Annotated in this window: 23 protein-coding genes and 1 pseudogene; 2 read left to right on the top strand and 22 right to left on the bottom strand. The window is 53.6% G+C overall.

The genetic code is table 11. The annotated features are described in order from the left end of the window. Positions 1–10: 10 nt before the first annotated feature. The 19 genes from traU to HMPREF3143_RS02390 all read right to left on the bottom strand — a co-directional run bounded on the left by traU (position 11) and on the right by HMPREF3143_RS02390 (position 12137). The gene (traU, locus tag HMPREF3143_RS02480; protein ID WP_126818627.1) at positions 11–982 is read right to left on the bottom strand and encodes a conjugal transfer pilus assembly protein TraU; all 972 of its coding nucleotides are present in this window, start codon (positions 980–982) and stop codon (positions 11–13) included. A gap of 23 nt (positions 983–1005) precedes the next feature. Next, positions 1006–1329 (bottom strand): hypothetical protein, encoded by a 324-nt coding sequence (locus tag HMPREF3143_RS02475; protein ID WP_045409400.1) that lies wholly within the window; start codon positions 1327–1329, stop codon positions 1006–1008. Positions 1330–1385: 56 nt separating this feature from the next. After that, positions 1386–1601 (bottom strand): hypothetical protein, encoded by a 216-nt coding sequence (locus tag HMPREF3143_RS02470; RefSeq protein ID WP_045409397.1) that lies wholly within the window; start codon positions 1599–1601, stop codon positions 1386–1388. A gap of 103 nt (positions 1602–1704) precedes the next feature. Continuing rightward, positions 1705–2250: a hypothetical protein gene (locus HMPREF3143_RS02465; RefSeq protein ID WP_074147105.1), complete on the bottom strand. Its 546-nt coding sequence runs from the start codon at positions 2248–2250 to the stop codon at positions 1705–1707. Continuing rightward, the gene (locus HMPREF3143_RS02460) at positions 2241–2477 is read right to left on the bottom strand and encodes a hypothetical protein (protein ID WP_045409394.1); all 237 of its coding nucleotides are present in this window, start codon (positions 2475–2477) and stop codon (positions 2241–2243) included. The genes HMPREF3143_RS02465 and HMPREF3143_RS02460 overlap by 10 nt, the downstream gene beginning before the upstream one ends. Further along, positions 2468–2860 carry a hypothetical protein gene (locus tag HMPREF3143_RS02455; protein WP_045409392.1) on the bottom strand — a complete coding sequence of 131 codons (393 nt, stop codon included), beginning with the start codon at positions 2858–2860 and terminating at the stop codon, positions 2468–2470. The genes HMPREF3143_RS02460 and HMPREF3143_RS02455 overlap by 10 nt, the downstream gene beginning before the upstream one ends. Then, positions 2857–3489, bottom strand: coding sequence for a type-F conjugative transfer system protein TraW (traW, locus tag HMPREF3143_RS02450; protein WP_045409388.1), 633 nt, complete (start codon positions 3487–3489; stop codon positions 2857–2859). Before traW ends, HMPREF3143_RS02455 begins: the two co-directional genes overlap by 4 nt. After that, positions 3486–3899, bottom strand: a complete 414-nt coding sequence (gene trbI, locus HMPREF3143_RS02445; protein ID WP_045409385.1) for a type-F conjugative transfer system protein TrbI — start codon at positions 3897–3899, stop codon at positions 3486–3488. Before trbI ends, traW begins: the two co-directional genes overlap by 4 nt. After that, on the bottom strand, positions 3896–6502 hold the full coding sequence (gene traC / locus HMPREF3143_RS02440; RefSeq protein WP_045409383.1) for a type IV secretion system protein TraC: 2607 nt from the start codon (positions 6500–6502) through the stop codon (positions 3896–3898). Before traC ends, trbI begins: the two co-directional genes overlap by 4 nt. Next, positions 6499–6741, bottom strand: a complete 243-nt coding sequence (locus HMPREF3143_RS02435) for a hypothetical protein (protein WP_045409380.1) — start codon at positions 6739–6741, stop codon at positions 6499–6501. Before HMPREF3143_RS02435 ends, traC begins: the two co-directional genes overlap by 4 nt. After that, complete coding sequence (gene traV, locus HMPREF3143_RS02430) at positions 6738–7277, bottom strand: type IV conjugative transfer system lipoprotein TraV (RefSeq protein WP_045409379.1); 540 nt, start codon at positions 7275–7277, stop codon at positions 6738–6740. The genes HMPREF3143_RS02435 and traV overlap by 4 nt, the downstream gene beginning before the upstream one ends. Positions 7278–7449: 172 nt before the next feature. Beyond that, a complete protein-coding gene (locus tag HMPREF3143_RS02425; RefSeq protein WP_045409378.1) occupies positions 7450–7734 on the bottom strand; it encodes a hypothetical protein in 285 nt (94 codons plus the stop codon). 91 nt (positions 7735–7825) lie between these two features. Further along, a complete protein-coding gene (locus tag HMPREF3143_RS02420; RefSeq protein ID WP_045409376.1) occupies positions 7826–8290 on the bottom strand; it encodes a hypothetical protein in 465 nt (154 codons plus the stop codon). Positions 8291–8300: 10 nt separating this feature from the next. Further along, complete coding sequence (locus HMPREF3143_RS02415) at positions 8301–8726, bottom strand: hypothetical protein (protein WP_045409374.1); 426 nt, start codon at positions 8724–8726, stop codon at positions 8301–8303. 13 nt (positions 8727–8739) lie between these two features. Next, positions 8740–10143, bottom strand: coding sequence for an F-type conjugal transfer pilus assembly protein TraB (gene traB, locus HMPREF3143_RS02410; RefSeq protein ID WP_045409372.1), 1404 nt, complete (start codon positions 10141–10143; stop codon positions 8740–8742). Continuing rightward, positions 10140–10880, bottom strand: a complete 741-nt coding sequence (gene traK, locus HMPREF3143_RS02405; RefSeq protein ID WP_045409369.1) for a type-F conjugative transfer system secretin TraK — start codon at positions 10878–10880, stop codon at positions 10140–10142. The genes traB and traK overlap by 4 nt, the downstream gene beginning before the upstream one ends. An 11-nt stretch (positions 10881–10891) precedes the next feature. Then, a complete protein-coding gene (locus HMPREF3143_RS02400) occupies positions 10892–11473 on the bottom strand; it encodes a TraE/TraK family type IV conjugative transfer system protein (protein WP_045409367.1) in 582 nt (193 codons plus the stop codon). A 5-nt stretch (positions 11474–11478) separates the two neighbouring features. Then, complete coding sequence (gene traL / locus HMPREF3143_RS02395; RefSeq protein ID WP_045343954.1) at positions 11479–11781, bottom strand: type IV conjugative transfer system protein TraL; 303 nt, start codon at positions 11779–11781, stop codon at positions 11479–11481. Between the two features lie 2 nt (positions 11782–11783). After that, on the bottom strand, positions 11784–12137 hold the full coding sequence (locus tag HMPREF3143_RS02390) for a type IV conjugative transfer system pilin TraA (RefSeq protein WP_045343953.1): 354 nt from the start codon (positions 12135–12137) through the stop codon (positions 11784–11786). Between the two features lie 196 nt (positions 12138–12333). Between HMPREF3143_RS02390 and HMPREF3143_RS02385 the strand changes: the two genes are divergently transcribed. Next, positions 12334–12975, top strand: a complete 642-nt coding sequence (locus HMPREF3143_RS02385; RefSeq protein WP_045409364.1) for an Arc family DNA-binding protein — start codon at positions 12334–12336, stop codon at positions 12973–12975. Between the two features lie 32 nt (positions 12976–13007). Here the strand turns inward: HMPREF3143_RS02385 and HMPREF3143_RS02380 are convergent, their stop codons facing one another. Beyond that, the gene (locus HMPREF3143_RS02380; RefSeq protein ID WP_045343951.1) at positions 13008–13403 is read right to left on the bottom strand and encodes a relaxosome protein TraM; all 396 of its coding nucleotides are present in this window, start codon (positions 13401–13403) and stop codon (positions 13008–13010) included. A 573-nt stretch (positions 13404–13976) separates the two neighbouring features. On the opposite strand from HMPREF3143_RS02380, the gene HMPREF3143_RS02375 reads away from it, so the two are divergent. After that, complete coding sequence (locus tag HMPREF3143_RS02375; RefSeq protein WP_045409361.1) at positions 13977–14516, top strand: lytic transglycosylase domain-containing protein; 540 nt, start codon at positions 13977–13979, stop codon at positions 14514–14516. A gap of 28 nt (positions 14517–14544) precedes the next feature. On the opposite strand, the gene HMPREF3143_RS02370 is transcribed toward HMPREF3143_RS02375, so the two are convergent. Both HMPREF3143_RS02370 and HMPREF3143_RS02365 read right to left on the bottom strand, forming a co-directional pair. After that, complete coding sequence (locus tag HMPREF3143_RS02370; protein WP_032656128.1) at positions 14545–15366, bottom strand: DUF932 domain-containing protein; 822 nt, start codon at positions 15364–15366, stop codon at positions 14545–14547. 16 nt (positions 15367–15382) lie between these two features. Continuing rightward, positions 15383–15665 (bottom strand): annotated as a pseudogene (locus HMPREF3143_RS02365) (hypothetical protein); the annotation flags it as partial.

Raw genomic sequence — 15665 nt, 5'->3', positions numbered from 1 at the left:
TGTCATGTCCTTAGAGGAAGACGCAGTTACGTTTGCGCCAGAAGAGGTAGCCGAAGTTCTTTTTGGAGGACGGGGAATTATGCGTTGTGCCCCAGAGCTGCGTGCTGGCCCCGAAGGGATGGCAGTTGCCCGGTTCGGGGTACATGTTCACCATCTGATACCGCCATCGCTCTTTCGGGATGATCGGGGATGGGTACTGGTTACATACGGCAACATCCGCGCCCACGGAGTTCCAGACCAGCCCCTCCCGATGCATTTTGAAGGCCATTCGCTCTCCGACCAGCAGAGAGGCCTCAAGCGGGGAAAACTCCCCGCTGGTATAGCCGGTTAGCGGGTAGATGGAGCCCTGGCTGCCCGCACACCAGAACAGTGGCGACAGCGGAAGACCCGCTGATGAAGCAGCTGCGTCAGCAGCACAGGCACCCTGAGCAATCAGGTTGCCGAACAGTGCTGCCTCGGGGTTAATCAGCATCGAGAGCGTACTGTCATTCCAGAGTGGATCAACTTCAGAGAGATACGCGATATCCATGTCGCCGGTCTGCAGACACCCCAGACTGGTGATGATGTTCAGCCAGAAAATCAGCGGGTATTTATACCAGTGAACATGGTAGAACGTGCCGGCAGCGGGTCGGTCACTCTGCCCTGCGGTTCCCGTTCCCGTTCGTCCGAGATCGATTTTAAAGCCTCCCATGTTGACCATCACGCCAGGCTCACGTGTTACATCCACCATCGCCATTGGCTCCCAGAACCCGATGGCCAGACCGATGCGATAAAACACACCGTATGGGCAAATCTGGATCGGCGAAGCCGGGTTGTTGGTATCCTTTTGCGGGCCGGCCGCCAGCTGAATATTGCCGAGCGTCATCGGGAACAGGCACTTCCAGCAGACATCACTTATCGGATTAACCCAGCGGCCGTCACCGGCGTTACTGGCTGCGGCCGTTGCCTGCAAAGGTAAAGAGGACAGCAGAAGCAGCACCATGCCGGAAAACCATGACACATGCTTCATTTCACCTCCCGCAGCCAGACACAGACCGGACCATCTTCAGTGTCATGAATGGAGCCGATAAACCAGCCCTCTCCGGCGGGGGCTGACGGCTGCCAGTCACTGATGTCCGACGCACCGTTTTCCCAGGCGGTAATCACCTGGGGAGGAGCATCGTTTTCCATCCAGCGGGTGGCGCAGGTGAGTTTATGCAGGCGCATCCAGTCGCCAAACTCTGTCTGCGTGGCTTCATCACTGGCAGGTGTAAAGTAGTGTGGGTGCGTCCAGAAGCCGTTGCGGTCACGGGTAACCGTCACCGGCCTGATTTTTTCAGGGTGAGTCATGGGGGTATCTCCGGGCATGCCGCAGCCACCGGACGGCGGGAGGGCTTAAATAAGGATCAGTGGTTTTTGCCTTTACCGGCGGCTTTCATGATGATGGCCAGTCGTTGTTCCTGGCTCATTTCGTACAGGGCAAGAATGGCACCGCGCAGAACATGCGAGGGCTTGTACAGCGGGTTGTCGTTGAGGATCTCATCCAGCTGTCGGGCCGAACCCTCATCGTGACGTACTGAGGTGACATTCCGGCCCTTTTCAGTAACAGGGTCTTTTTTCATGGCGTTACCTGGTCGGGATTAAACGTAAACCGGGGTGGCATTCAGGCTGAGGCGGAGCGCAACGCAGTGAGCACCGAACATCCTGAATGGCAGCGCGGTTGAATCAATGGCCTTTTTGCGGTCTGGTGATGTACCAGCCAGCGCACTCACTGCCACGTATAAGCACACTGAGCCACGTGCCGGCATACCCGTCGTTCACCGCTATATCTTCGCTGTCTTTCATCGTCTGCTCAGAGACTCTCGGTGTGGTATAACGCAGACGCGCCCGAAAAATCCTGCGACTGAGAGCCAGTCGGTCTGCTGTCGGTATCGTTACGCGCTGTGATTCATCATGCGTCAGTGCATAACCTGCCTCGGTCAGACCTTGCTCCAGCTCTGCGAGCAGCATCTGGTAATAGTCTCTGTTGGCAAAGCCATGTACCGCATCGGCATGTCGGGCACTGCCAAACTGTGCCTGCGGAACGGGTATTCCCGGTCTGCTCTCCCACGCCCGGCGTTCACGGCGTGCATCTGCAAGATGCTGAACAACAAGCCAGCCCGCGAGTAGTGTTACCACGACCAGAATACCGGTCATGCCCTCAGTATCGCGCAAACAGGTGAGCATCCCCTGCAAGCCCTGAGGTCCGGTGAAGCAGCTGATTAACGCCATGCGTTCATCTCCTCCATTCTGTTGCGGATAAGCCTGACGAGGTACAGGGGAAACGCCTCATCCCGTTCTTCCGGCGCTATCGGCTGACGCTGGTTCTCCGCGCACCACTGACGCCACGCACCGGTGACCAGCATCGGATGCCAGGATGCGATTTCAGGGTACAGCTGGCAGAGTTGTTTCACTTTTTCATCACAGCCTCTGGTTTCAGCATTGCACTTCAGTGACATTCGGCGTTCTCCTGCTCCTCGCCCGCGAACAACCTGTCGAGGCGCTCAGAAAGTGACATCGTCTGGCCTTTTTTACGTTTCGCGCTGTCCTCGGCCCGCATGTTCTCCAGTAAGAGGTGAATGATGTAGTCCGGAAAACGCTCATCACGTTTCGACGGCTCCCGGCTGTCCTGCTGGTTCTGAACACACCAGTGGAGCCAGGCTTTGGTCACCAGTACCGGATGCCAGGAATCCAGCTCCGGATACAGCGTCTTTAGCCGCTCTGCCGTACCCATGCGGGATGTAACGGCTGATGCTTTGCGGGGTTGTTTAGCGTAGCGGCGATGCGTTGTGACGGCCTCGTGCATGTGCGGAAACAGATCACCTAACGTGGTTGCGCTCATTTTTTTGCTCCTGATACCGGAATTTCTTCCACCTTCATCACGCGGCCATCGCGTGAGATGCGCGCGGGGATATGTTCAAAACCAAACTTACGGGTCAGTACGCCAGACTGATCGAAGAAGATGCGTTCGTTCAGTGCATCGCTGGTTTCCTTAATGTTGCCTTTCACCAGGATGACCTTCACGTTTGTCTGGCCTGCGATCTGCTGACGGATCCAGTTCATCTGCTCTTTATCATCACCGTCGATGAAATAAAGCACCTGGCTGAAGGGCACCCTATCCAGGGGGTTGACCGTGTCGCCCTTACGGGCGATCACGTTGCCCTGCATGTCAGTGATCGTTTCCTTCACGGTGAAGGTCGGGTCCCACGCAAAACTGCGGTATTCCTTCGCTTTTGTGAGGCCCTCCACCGGCATCGGGCGTACCGCATGCTCCTTCACCCTGTCCGTTGCTTCCCTGCGCAGCCGGTCCAGTTCGCCCGTCTGCTCCATCCCCTTCAGGCGGTTCTGGATAAAGGCCAGCATATCCTGCTCGGCCGGTTCGAAGACGTTTCCCCAGGTCCCCAGGTCTTTCGCCCCGCTGCCGGCAGAGAGCATCAGGAGCATGGCCATCAGCTTCAGTCGTCTTTTCACTGGCCCCCCTGGGTACGCCGTGCAATGTCGGCACGGATCTCATTCGTGATATCCCGCTGCGGGTTTATTACCGCCGGTTTCACCAGAATGATGGCGTTGTGTGAGGCCTGCCACGCATCCAGGCTGCCGCTCAACGCCGCGTTGAACTGCAGGGTCATCGCTTTTGCGCTGCCTTCATCGAGATGCAGCTGGGCGGACTGCTGCTTGAAGAGATCTATCGTGCCCTTCATGTCGAAGACCACCACCTCAGGTGTGACGACTTTCGCCGTTACGTACGCGACGCCTGTCATGACCAGAAGTCCCGCCAGCCCCAGCATCCCGACCTTAACCCATCGGGATGTCTTGCTTACGATTGTTACACCGTCGCGGACGGTATCGCCGTCATATGGCTTGTCCTGTTGTTCACTCATGCTGCGTTCACCCATTCTTCAAGTTCACGAAGTTCACTGCCGTATTTCTTCTCCGCCAGCAGATACGCCGCTTCTTCCGCAGCCGCTCCGGCTTTCTGAGCGTTCTGCATGAAGGCAAAGTCCTCACCACGGGAGCTGAACATGGCGCGCGTGACGGGGTCGACAAACAGGCGGTGGAAGGAGCTGTATTCCCCGGCGCTTATCAGCAGGGAGCTGTAGCCGGTCTGCAGGGCGGGCTGGAAGCCGCGGATAACTTCTTTTTCCATGTCCGAGAACTGATCCGGGTTATCGGCAAGGTACTGTTTAAACGCCTTCGCATCCTGCAGCAGGGTGATTTTGGTGGAGCTGTTGTTCCAGGCCGCTTCGGCTTCCTTACTGGCGCTGAAGTCCTTGATGCCCTGTGTGATGGTGATAAACGCGCCACGGTGTCGACGCACCGTACGGTAGCCTGTTTCGATAAACCGGGCCGCATGTGGGTTTGAACCACCCAGCAGACGCCAGGCCTCGTCGATGATGCAGACTTTTTTGAGATCGCGCGGGCTGTGGTACATCTTTTCCTGAATTGCCAGGATGAGCGAGAACAGGATGGACGAGAGCAGCTTCGGCTTGTCCTCCAGGCTCAGCAGCTCCAGCACCGCGAAGCGGGTTTCACCGTCGAGCGTCGGGGTGTCGGCGTTGAAGTATTCGCCGTCCGGCCCCCAGGTGCAGTAGGTATCGAGCAGCATGGCCAGCTCAGCGAGACGCGCGATGATGGTCGGCTTGTCTGCGAACGCCTGATTCACATCCTCATTAGTCAGGTAATTATGAACGTCGTCGATACGGGCTTTGTTGCCTTTCTTCTCCCACGCATCCATTACCGCTTTCTGCAGGATCGCTTCACAGACACCGTCCAGCGGCTGTGTCGGGCTGGCCAGCACCGTCAGCAGACGCACAATCCCTTCCGCAGAGTGATTGATGTCTTTGACGTTAGCGAACGGGTTAAATCTAAGCTTCGCACCGTCAAGGTAGACCCCGCCGGCCTGATGGCAGTAGTTCTTATATCCATCCCCCATGTCGATGACCCAGCCAAAACCTCCAGCATTCAGCACATCACGCAGAATCCCCTGAATAAGGAATGTCTTCCCTGCCCCTGAGGTACCGGTTACCGCAATGTTAAAGTTGGTACTGCCGTTCTCTTCGCCAAACATGTCGAAGAACGCCACCTGGTTGCGATAGGTCGGCAGCGGCATCCCCACGTTGGACAGCTGGCGCTCGGCCACAACCGGCATCAGGCTTACTGCATTCCATGACTTGGCGCGCAGGGTAGCCCCTGTCATCTTCAGGTCTTCCCACATTCCTTCCTGCATGACGAACGGGAACCCGGCCAGCCAGTTACGCATCTGCTGGTACTGTATCGTGACCATCTCCAGCTCGTTCTTACGGAACACGTTCACGGCGGCCAGCTCGCAGGCCTGCGCGTCGGTGTTGTTGTCCGGCGCGAACAGGGTCAGGTTAAAGTAGGTTCTGCAGTGTGCAATTTCATTGCTGTTCAGCTGTTCACGCGCCCGACGCCACTCTTCGGCTGCTTTTTTGGTGCCAGGAAAGAGTGCGGCGTAGGCTGAGTTGGCCTTTTTGGACAGGTCCGTGTCTTTACGAAACGCCTCACTCTGGCTTTTGGTCTGTTCTTCCAGCTCAGTGGTCCAGGTCAGCATAAACGGACAGGGAATGCCGAGGTCAGGGAAGCGCAGATTTTGCAGATTATCTGCGCCCTGCCAGAGCGCAAACCGACGAGGGTTTTTGGCGAGCTGCATATTGATGATGCGGCATGCCGATGCCGGCAGGCGCGTCCCGCGCGCGTCGATAGTCTCCGGCAGCACCATCCGGATATGCGATGGATGAACCTTAAGGTCAATCCCCGGATCAACCACCTGGCGGTTGAGCCTCTCGTCCTCGCTGTAATCTCCGGAAGACATCAGCACCTGTTCCTGGCGGTAGTTCATGACTTCACGTACCGCAGACAGGAAGGCGTGAACATCAATGTTCATGCTGTCGATACGTGCGGCCCCCAGTGAGACGCGGATGGTGTTGCGTATCTGAATCAGCTCGTCAATGACCCGCTGCATCTGGGAAGAACGTTTTACCTCTTTGCCGTACACAAAAAAGATACGGTAGTTACGCAGGTAGAGCGGATATTCACGTTCGTTGGCCAGACCGTGGAGCGCGGAGCGCTGCCAGAAAGCGCGGGTGATTTTATTGAGGTGCTCAGCCATCCCGCCTTTCCACATATCATTACTCACGCCGCGATCGATACGCTCTCCGACACATTTGCTTGCGACCAGAATAACGGTGACGGGCGTCTGGCGTGGCAGCTTCTTGCGGAGCATGTCATCGAGCGCGGCCATCACCTGCTCGTTCGCGCCGGGAAGCGGGGCCGCTTCCATAATGAAACCTGCGGAGCCGGCATTGACGAAAATCTCATTCGTATCGTCGTAATACCGGTACGGCAGCGCGGCGACCAGAGAGGGATAGTCCCAGGTCTGAGAGAGGTTGTTGCGGGCCGTGGCGGCTCCGTCTTCCTGCTTCCCGTTTTTCAGCATATCCATCAGGCTGTCGACAAAACTCATTTTCGACCCTCCGCTGCGGCCCGGATTAATTCCAGGCGACGCAGCTTCTCTTCGTTCATTTGCCCGGCGTGCAGCGCGTCACCGGCAGTTTTCATCTGCCAGTCACAGCTCACGCTCAGAACGGCCAGCGTTTCATCGTCGGTATCGACTGACTGTGTGGCGGTGATTTGTATCGTTCCTTTCCGTGAGTGGGCTAACGGATCGAGACCACCGTTACTGTTGATGTAGAGGCTGTTCATTCACCCCCCTCCCCGATAACGCGGTAGCTCTCATCCCAGTGGGATTTGTTTTTCACGAACTCGACCACAGCCGGCTGATGGAAGTTGTCGTCCGTGTCCACCCAGGGGGCAATCCACAGGCGCTGCGTGGCATCAGGAATACGCTGAACCGGAACGCGGCCCGCCGTGTTAACCGGTACAGGTGCCACATGACTGGTCGTGGTCAGCGGCGTGACCAGTGAGCCGGACGCTTTCACCGGCGCAGTGTTCAGCGGCTTAGCGGCGGCAGTTCCGGTTGCTGCGACGGAGACAGGACGGAACGGATTCACGACCGGTGCCGAATTGCGCAGTGCCGGCAGGGTTTCACCCGCAGGCTTTTTTGCGGTTTTATCTGCCGTCAGGTCATCCAGACTTTTACCCTGAGCGGCCAGCTTGTTGGCTTCACCGGTGGTCAGGCACTGGTCGGTCGCGGTCTTGTTGCAGTCGAAATCAGAATTGAGACCGGCGCAGCCGGTCAGTGCGCTGCACAGCAGTGCAGCACCCAGTAGTTTTTTCATGGGGTAACTCCGGTTGGAATTTGAGGGTTATATGTACAAGGGGGGAACGATTTGTGGCTTACACGAAAATTTCTCGCATGACATTGAGCATTACCTGCAGACCGAAGCTGCACAGTACGCAGGTAAAAAACCAGTCCATCGACAGAAAATGCAGGTTCATTTGAATGAAACCCTAGACGATGATTGAAACAGACGCGCTGAGCCAGGGCGCGAGAGCCCCTGCAAACATCATCCATGCTTTATCAGTATCGCCATAAGCTGCAGCACTGGACGCGATGATGGCCACGCTTATGAGCAGAAAGATTCGCCATGTGGAAAAGTCCTCGTCGCCGAGTCCCTTCAGGTTCAGAATCGCCCATACCGTCATTTCAGTCGCATAAATAAGCACTAAAAAGACGACGTGGCGGTAGTCATACAGGATCTTGAGTAATGAAGAATTTGTCCTGATTGAAGGCATAAACACTCCAGTGAAAAGAATTCCAGGATTGTGATGATGAGGTGATATAAACCGGTGAGAGTAATCAGCAATCCGAGTGCCGCTTTGCTGTTCACTCGCTCCCGGACTCTTTCTCACGGTCTGGACTGTTGTTGAGAAATTTCAGGTCAGGTTTCTTTTCTGGCCAGGTGCTCATCGCTTCCAGCTGATACCAGTTTCTGACGTTGCTGGCCGTCAGCCCCTCTGTTTCAGCCTGACGCTTCAGGTGCTCCCAGGCAGGAAGGTTCAGGGGTTCATAAGCAGACAGCATCCTGTCGAATACCTCCTCCCAGCTTTCGTTGTAGCGGGGGACAATTCGCCTGCATATCCATTGAGTCAGAAATAGCCAGACAATCAGGATACCCAGCGCCCACAGTGGAGGGCAGTACGAAAGAACCGGTCCCCCTGCACAGAGAAAGATGACAAACCCCAAAAACATGTACTTGCTTCCTGCAGGGGTTGGCCGGCCGGTCTCCCAGTCAGCAATATGCATCCGCATTTTCCTGAGCAGGTCGTTGTTACGTTTTTCTTCACGCATTCCGGCTACCTTATTTAGCGGTTCTCTCTTCTGGCCAGACAGACATCGCTTCTTCCTGAAACCAGCTTCTGACTGCAGTCAGCGTAAGTCCCTCTCTCTCAACCTGCAGTTTCAGTTTTCCCCAGGCCGCCTGATTAACCGGTTTGTAGGATGACAGCGTATCGTCAAACACGGCCTCCCACGATTCTGTCTTGCGTGGTATGAGCTTTCTGAGCAGCAGGTTGCTCAGGACGAACCAGACTGCCAGAAATATCCATCCCCATACTGGCCAGTAATGCAGGAAGAGACCGCTTCCTGTGAGAATCATGAATACCCATGCAGTTACGAAAAACCGCTGCACCGGCGTTGATCGACCGGCGCTCCAGTCATCGAGGTCCTCCCGGATTTGTGTCAGCGCGTTGTCTTTACGCTTTGCTTCACGGATAAAGGATTTCATCCTGGATTCCTCATTAGTTGATGGTGTCACCGAGGCGCAACTGACTGGCCTGGCGGAGAACGTCATCAGGGTTAATGTTACCGACAGAGGTGGTGCTGGAGGTTGTGGTCTGGCTCGCAGGCTGCGGCGTCACAGCGTTCTGTGCGGCGTTGCCGGCTTTCTGCAGTTCCTCTTTCGCTTTCGCATCATCGGCATCCTCGATGGTTTCAAGGCGGAAGCCCTTCTGGAAGACCACAGTTACCAGGTTGCCAGCGCCGATATCAATGACCGGGTGATACTGTTCGGCGCGCTTAATCCAGTACTGGCTCAGCGTGTCGGCTGCCTTACTGGCCCCGCCGCCAAAGCCCTGCTTAAACACGTCGCCGGCACCTACTTCCGCTGTGGCACCGAGGCCGACAGATGGTGTTGCCGCAGATTTGATACCTTCACCAAAACCTGACAGGAGGCCTGCAGCCCCCGCGTAGCCGACAATCATGCCGTTTCGCATAACAGGCTTGCCACGAACACCCCCTTTACCCTGATAGCTGACGTGGCCATCGAATTCCATATCGACGTGCTTGCCGTTTTTCAGTACGCAGCTGATTGATTTCGTCCGGACAATCCCGCGCTCGCTGGAGATGTCGCCCCAGATTTCACCCACCACAAAGCAGCCGTCAGCGCTGTATTCTTTGTTGTTCGGCATCTGGATATTGCCCAGCAGGCGGATGGTGACGGGCTGGGTGTTCTGCTGGCCGGTAACACTGGCGTTGGCGTCGGCACCTTCAATCATGATGGCGTCGGAGAAGGAGCCTGACGGAATCCAGGGGAGTTTCGTTGGCTTTTTCTTCAGGCTTTCATAGCTGAACTTTGTTGTCGACAGGCCGCCAGTCATTCTCTGGCCGGAGCCCCCCGGGTAGAACGCTGCGCCCTGCCCCATATTCACACCAGTGGCGGCCGGTGTGCCTGCGGGGGTCACAGTGTATTCGGGAGGCCGGGCCTGACCGGCAGCAACGGGACCGGGGAGTGGTGTTCCGTTCTGACCTGCAGGTGGTGTCTGCTGGCCAGTGGTCTGGTTGCTGCCGGGGGCTTTCGTAAGCTGGTCATTCAGACGCTGAATTTCTTCGTCCTTTTTGGCCAGCTGTTGCTCGGTGGTGAGTTTGTTCTGTGCGAACTGCTGCGTGAGCGTAGCGAGCTTGTCTTCAAGCTCTGATGTTTTGGCCTGCTGCTGCTGCAGTGCGGCATCGTTAACCTGCTGGTTAAACGCTGCGGTAACCACGCCGGTCATATTTGGCGTTGCGACCGGGGCGGGTTGCTTCTGCTCCTGCTGATGCTGCCCGTACCAGATAACGCCGCCCGTTGCGGCCGCGCCGCCGACTATAACGGCAGCGAGAATGGCCAGCTGCTTACGGCGGGTTTTCAGGTTTTCATTCAGGTTCATGGGCGGGTGTCTCCGTCATCTGAAAACACAATCCAGGCATACCCCTCTCCGCCGGCGTAGAGCTGGTTCTGCGACAGCATTACGGCCCGGACGCCCTTGCGCCAGAAATCACGCTCGCGCAGGCTGCGGGTGATGCTGCCCGGGTTGCTCATCCGGAAGCGCACAATGCGCAGGTGGTTACCTACAAACTGGCGTTCCGGCGTCAGGCGTACATCACTGGCGGGTGTGTATGCCGGCATGCGGCTGACCGGGTACTCCTGGTAGTCGTCCGGCACCTGGCCATTGACTACAGCGCGGGACAATGCGACCAGAGTTTTTTCGTAGGTCTGCCCTTCTTCCCATGCCTTCGCGTCATCGTTCTTGCGAAGTGGTGGTGACATTGGGGTGAAGCGCAGTGTTTTGCCGTTACCCGGCTGGGGTCTGACGTTCAGGCTCAGGGATGAGCCGCGGTCAGTCTGGATAAACACCGTGAAGTTCTGGCCTACGAGTGGAGACAGAATTAGCGCTCCGTCGTCGGTTGTGCTCTGGTCATAGGCACCGGTTGGTCCGCTGATGCTGGTTATGAGTTCTCCGTCAACAACAACCTTGCTCGGGTTGGTGTTGCTGAGTGTGACGTTAAAGGCGGCGTCGTTCTCAAACGGAATGGCTGCGGGTGCGGAAGCGGCCCGGAGGCCGCTTGTGAATAATCCCGCTGCCAGAAACACAGCAGCAGCTGCCGGTGAAATGCGAAATTTCATGGGCAGTCCTGTCAGTTGGTGGAAGATACCGGCTGGAGTTCTTCAAAGCTGTGGAGGTTAATCACACCATTGTCATAACTCAGTTTAAGTCGGTAGGTTTTTTCCTGGTCTTTCAGTGGCGTGGTGATTGCGCCGTTGGTGGTGGATGGTTTCAGTATTCCGCTGTACTGCACGGTGTTATCGTCAATAACGCGAATTTCTTTCGTGTCGAATCGGGTGGTGATGCCCCCGTTTTTGATTCGCTCAGCTTCAATATCCAGGGCTTTCTTGAGTGCGTCCCGTTCGGCGGAGGGGACGAATCCAAGAACCATTTTCTGGTTAGTGTCGACGTTTTCCGGGCTAACATTCAGCCGCCAGTAAATAAAGGAAGCGGCGAACTGTGTCAGGCCGGTGGCGTCGACACTTTTTGAATCTGATGCAAATGGGCGGTTAAACGTTAATGGCGTGGTGATGATTTTCTGGGTGGTGGCGAAATGCCATGCCAGCGAACCTGTTAATACGTTTCCCGCGCCCATAATTAAAGTTAACGCTGAAAGACCAATAAACGCATAACTAAGTTGTTTATCGCGCTCTCCTTTAATTTTCAGTTTCATAAAAACTATGCCCTCCAGTGCCGGAAACTTGAATCAGGAATCTGGCGAAAGGTTACTTTGAATAAAAGTGATGGCAGGTGCCAGTAACAGAAATTAAGTAACCAGTACGACCCCTGCCCTTTCTTCAGATATCTGACGAGAAACCAGAGCAGGCCCGCTATGATGGAGAGTTCAATAGACATATTGTTGAGGATGCCCAGTATAGCCAGAGGGGCGACAATAATAATTTCATCTAATGGCAAACCAAAATAACGGTCCTGCTGGTTCAGTGTTTCCGGGAAGTAGTATTTATCCTCTTCCCCGCTCATGGTTAGCTCGCAATCGCAAAACCAATGCGTGTTGCAATGATTACCAGCGGCACGCCCAGGAATGTGAGTGGGGAGCGGGTTTTCATATAAATGAAGACACCGAAAAGAATTTCCCCGAGGTAAAACCATTTAACGATTGATGAGCCAGAACCAAAGGTTGAATTAACCGTTGTGTTCTGTGATGCGAGAAGGTCAGTACCGGATGCGAATGCCGGGTGTGTGACCAGGAATGCAAAAAGAAATGCGCCAACTGTCTTTAAGTAAAATTTAGTCAGACGATTTTCACGAGCTTTGCGGAATAAGGACGCTACCGCCCATCCCTTACCGACGTTAAGGGCACTGCCTTTGGTTAACATGCTTGTTTTCTCCGAAGTAAACAAAAGTGAATCGCGTAAGTGCTTGTTTACGCGGGCGTAATTGTCCCATGACCCTAAAAAAAAAAAACTGTGACGCATGTCACATTTTTAGAAGGTATTCAGATTTATCCGAATATGTAAGTGAGTAGGCTTTGTTGACCAGTAAGTTCAGAAATGGCCTCAGGGATCTATAGCTATGAAAGTTAAAGAGAAAATGTGGGATGGTCGCGGCCGTCCACGGAAGTTCCAGCCAGGGGAGGCTGTGGAGTGGAGGTTGCGGGCGCCCGATAATTTGCTCATGGAGCTGAGAATATGTGCCAGAGCGGGTAACAGGAGCGTGAATGAGGAAATTATTGCCAGGCTTTTGTTGTCTCTGAATTATCAGCCGGGTAAGCCTGTCATTAAAACTGCGGAGGGTGAGCGGCTTATTGCGCTGGCGGTCAGATTTGAGGAATGGCTTGGGAAATTACTTGATGGTGAATCCGTTGAGGTTGTGAGTGAAATTAAGACCCCACACAAACAGGAGCAATTGTGGGTATGGCGGGAGGGTGAAAGAATTTTGCTTCCGGGGAAAACTACCGGCTATAGCATGCGTATTCCTGAGAATCTTGCGGATGAAATCAGGGCGATGGCGAAGGTGCATAACCGCAGTCTGAATGATGAAATGCTCACCCGGTTAATGAATACTCTCGGCTATTTTACTGAAAGATTGCTTGACCAGAACGAGGATGTGCAGGCGCTTAAAGTGCTGTGTATGGAATTTGAAGTTTTCCTGAAGGAAAAAATTAAGGAGGTGGAGAAAAGCGAGCCTCTGTGGGACGAAAAGTCGTCTCAGTGATCGATGCGAGCCGGGGTTTCCGGCTCGCAGATTTATTCTTTTTCGTTGATGAAGTGCCTTGCTTCCGCCTCGTTCTCGGCGGTATTTATGCCGCTTAAAATCATATCAAGCGTATCTTCCAGGCTGCCTTCACCGTCTTTTCCTGTCATTTTTAAATACATCTCAGCAAGTAGAGTGGCTATAAGGACTGTGCCTTCGCGTGAACCTGCTGCTTTTCTTATGAGGTCTCTCCGGTATCCTTCGATATCAAACTGGTTGCCATCTTCTCCGTCGCGTTTATAAACAAGAAGGCCAAGCCGGATTAATTCATTGCAGGTGGCTGAGATGTTTGCTTCTCCTGCGTTTGCGCCGTTTTGCAGGTCCTGCTGTACAATATCGCGAACTTCGCGTTCAATTTTATCTTTAAGGTAGATGCCGACTCTTCCCATATTTCTTACCTGTTTTAAGTTAGTGTCGGAACCGACACTACATATGGCCTGTTGGTGGATTATCAGATTGCTGCGCAAAGGTGTAATGGATTGATGCTACTGTGAATTCCTGTTCTATACAGTAGTACAATCCAGCACCATGATGTGCGATAGTGTGACACTGTGCGATATATAATTCAATGTAATTACAGTATATCTACAATTGTACGATACATGTGAGACATACCGACACTAACAGGTATCAGGATTATACGATAGTGTAGTGTCGGTATGTACGACATTAAACGGTCATATTCCAAATGCGCGCAAATTTCTTACAGACATCCACCTGAAATTAAAGGAAAAATCTGCAAGACGAAGTCTTGCGTGGGGTGTGATGTTTTAAAGGGTTAGTAAAGAGCGGCATATTAATACCGCCCACTGTCCTGACATGTTTATTCCGACCAGGTGTTAAATCCCTGCAGGAGAGCGCTCACGCGCGTTTGTAGTGAATTAACTTGATTACGACGATCCGCCGGGGTATTTTTTAAAACGACGCTCCAGAGCCCGTGTATTTCGTTAAAAGGCCAAACCATGAAAATATCGTTACTACCTGCGGCATTGCTGACCATTTCACTGTCTGCTGGCGCAGCTCCCCAGATGTGCTTTGATCAGGCCGGGAAAGATTATCAAATTGATCCACTACTGCTTATGTCAATTTCGATTAAAGAGAGCAGGCTGAAGCCGGGTGCGATAAATGGATCAAACAAAAATGGGACAGAAGATGTCTGCGGGATGCAGGTGAACAGTTCCCATTACGGTAAACTTAAAAACTTCAATATTACCCGTGATCGCCTGTTGAATGATCCATGTATCTGCGTTTACACCGGGGCATGGGTGCTGGCGCACAACTTCAGGTCATACGGAAAAAACTGGGACAGCGTGGGGATGTATAATACGGGGCCGAGCAAAAAGCTCATTGCGCAGCGCAAGGCCTATGCTCAGGATATCAAAAATATATATCGCGTTTTACTGGCCAGAAAAAAGTTACTTTCTGAACGTCTGGCGCCAACTGCGGGAAAGGAACATGAGATAAAAATTGCAGAAACAGCATCTTTAAACAGCGGACAGTAAAAAGCCGCTCTGTTGAGCGGCTTAATTATCAGGCCTTCAGTTTTGCAAACTCTTCAGCCATTTTCCAGAGCACCTGATTTAATTTGATGTCACCATCTATTCCGGTGACTTCCCGCGTTCTGGTCATCTTCCCTTTTTCCGTTCTGCCACGAATTCCCCCACGGATCACATTTTCCTGAACCACGTTAAACGTGGTCCATAAATCCTGGCCTCTGTCGAGCACACGGCGCGGGTTAATAATTTGCTCCGGTGTAATCGGCGCTGGTTTTCCATCGTACTTAAGTTCCAGGGCGGTCGCACCAAAAAGGCGCTGCTCAGGCAAAGTGAGCTGAATGCTTTTCATGAGGTCAATATTTTCATCAACCGCGTCAAATGTTTTCAGCACCGTGTAAGCGCCTTCAATAACCTGACCGACAATATCCCCTTTGTGGGGTACGCGGATTTCACCAAAATCCTTCCACGCAACCAGACCATTACTGCAAATCTGACGGAACATACCGGGGATCATTTTATAGCTGCTTGAACCATCATGGCTATTCAGCAGAATAATTTCCGGTACTTCTTTTCCGTTAATCTGGTCATGACGACGCAGGCGAAGCATATGCTTTGTAAAGTCGCGTTTATCCTGGTCACGTGTACGTGACTGAGTTGCATAATACGGCTGAAAACCTTCATCACGTAAGCGATCAAGAATGTTTATGGTCGGGATATACGTATAACGTTCAGAGCGTGAATCGTGTTTATCCGATGAGAACGCGCTCGGAACGATGTGCTGTAATTCCTCATTCGTCAGCGGACGGTCTTTACGAATCGAGGTAGGCATACGATAGCGGCTTGCGAAACTGACCATATTTATTTACTCCTGATTATTTAGTTAGTGATGAAGAAATAACGCGGTGAAAATTATCCAGCGGCATTGCAACTGCCACCGGGCGACCATCTACGATCCAGACAGAGATATAATCCGGGCATTCGTCATTAATTAACGTCAGCTCAGTGGCATTCTCTGGCGGCGTAAAAATTGCCGGTTGTGGCTCCCCTTCCGATGCTGCCAGGACCCAGCAAAACAGATCCGTGAACTGGGACGTGGTGAGGTTTGAATCACATCTTCCGGTAGATTCTTGAGCGGCGGTTTTGACGTTGACGTTT

Source organism: Enterobacter sp. HMSC16D10, from assembly GCF_001807145.1.
In the GTDB taxonomy this organism is placed as follows: domain Bacteria; phylum Pseudomonadota; class Gammaproteobacteria; order Enterobacterales; family Enterobacteriaceae; genus Enterobacter; species Enterobacter roggenkampii.
The sequence above is the reverse complement of the archived record's forward strand: the minus strand, read 5'-3'. Positions and strand labels throughout refer to the sequence as shown.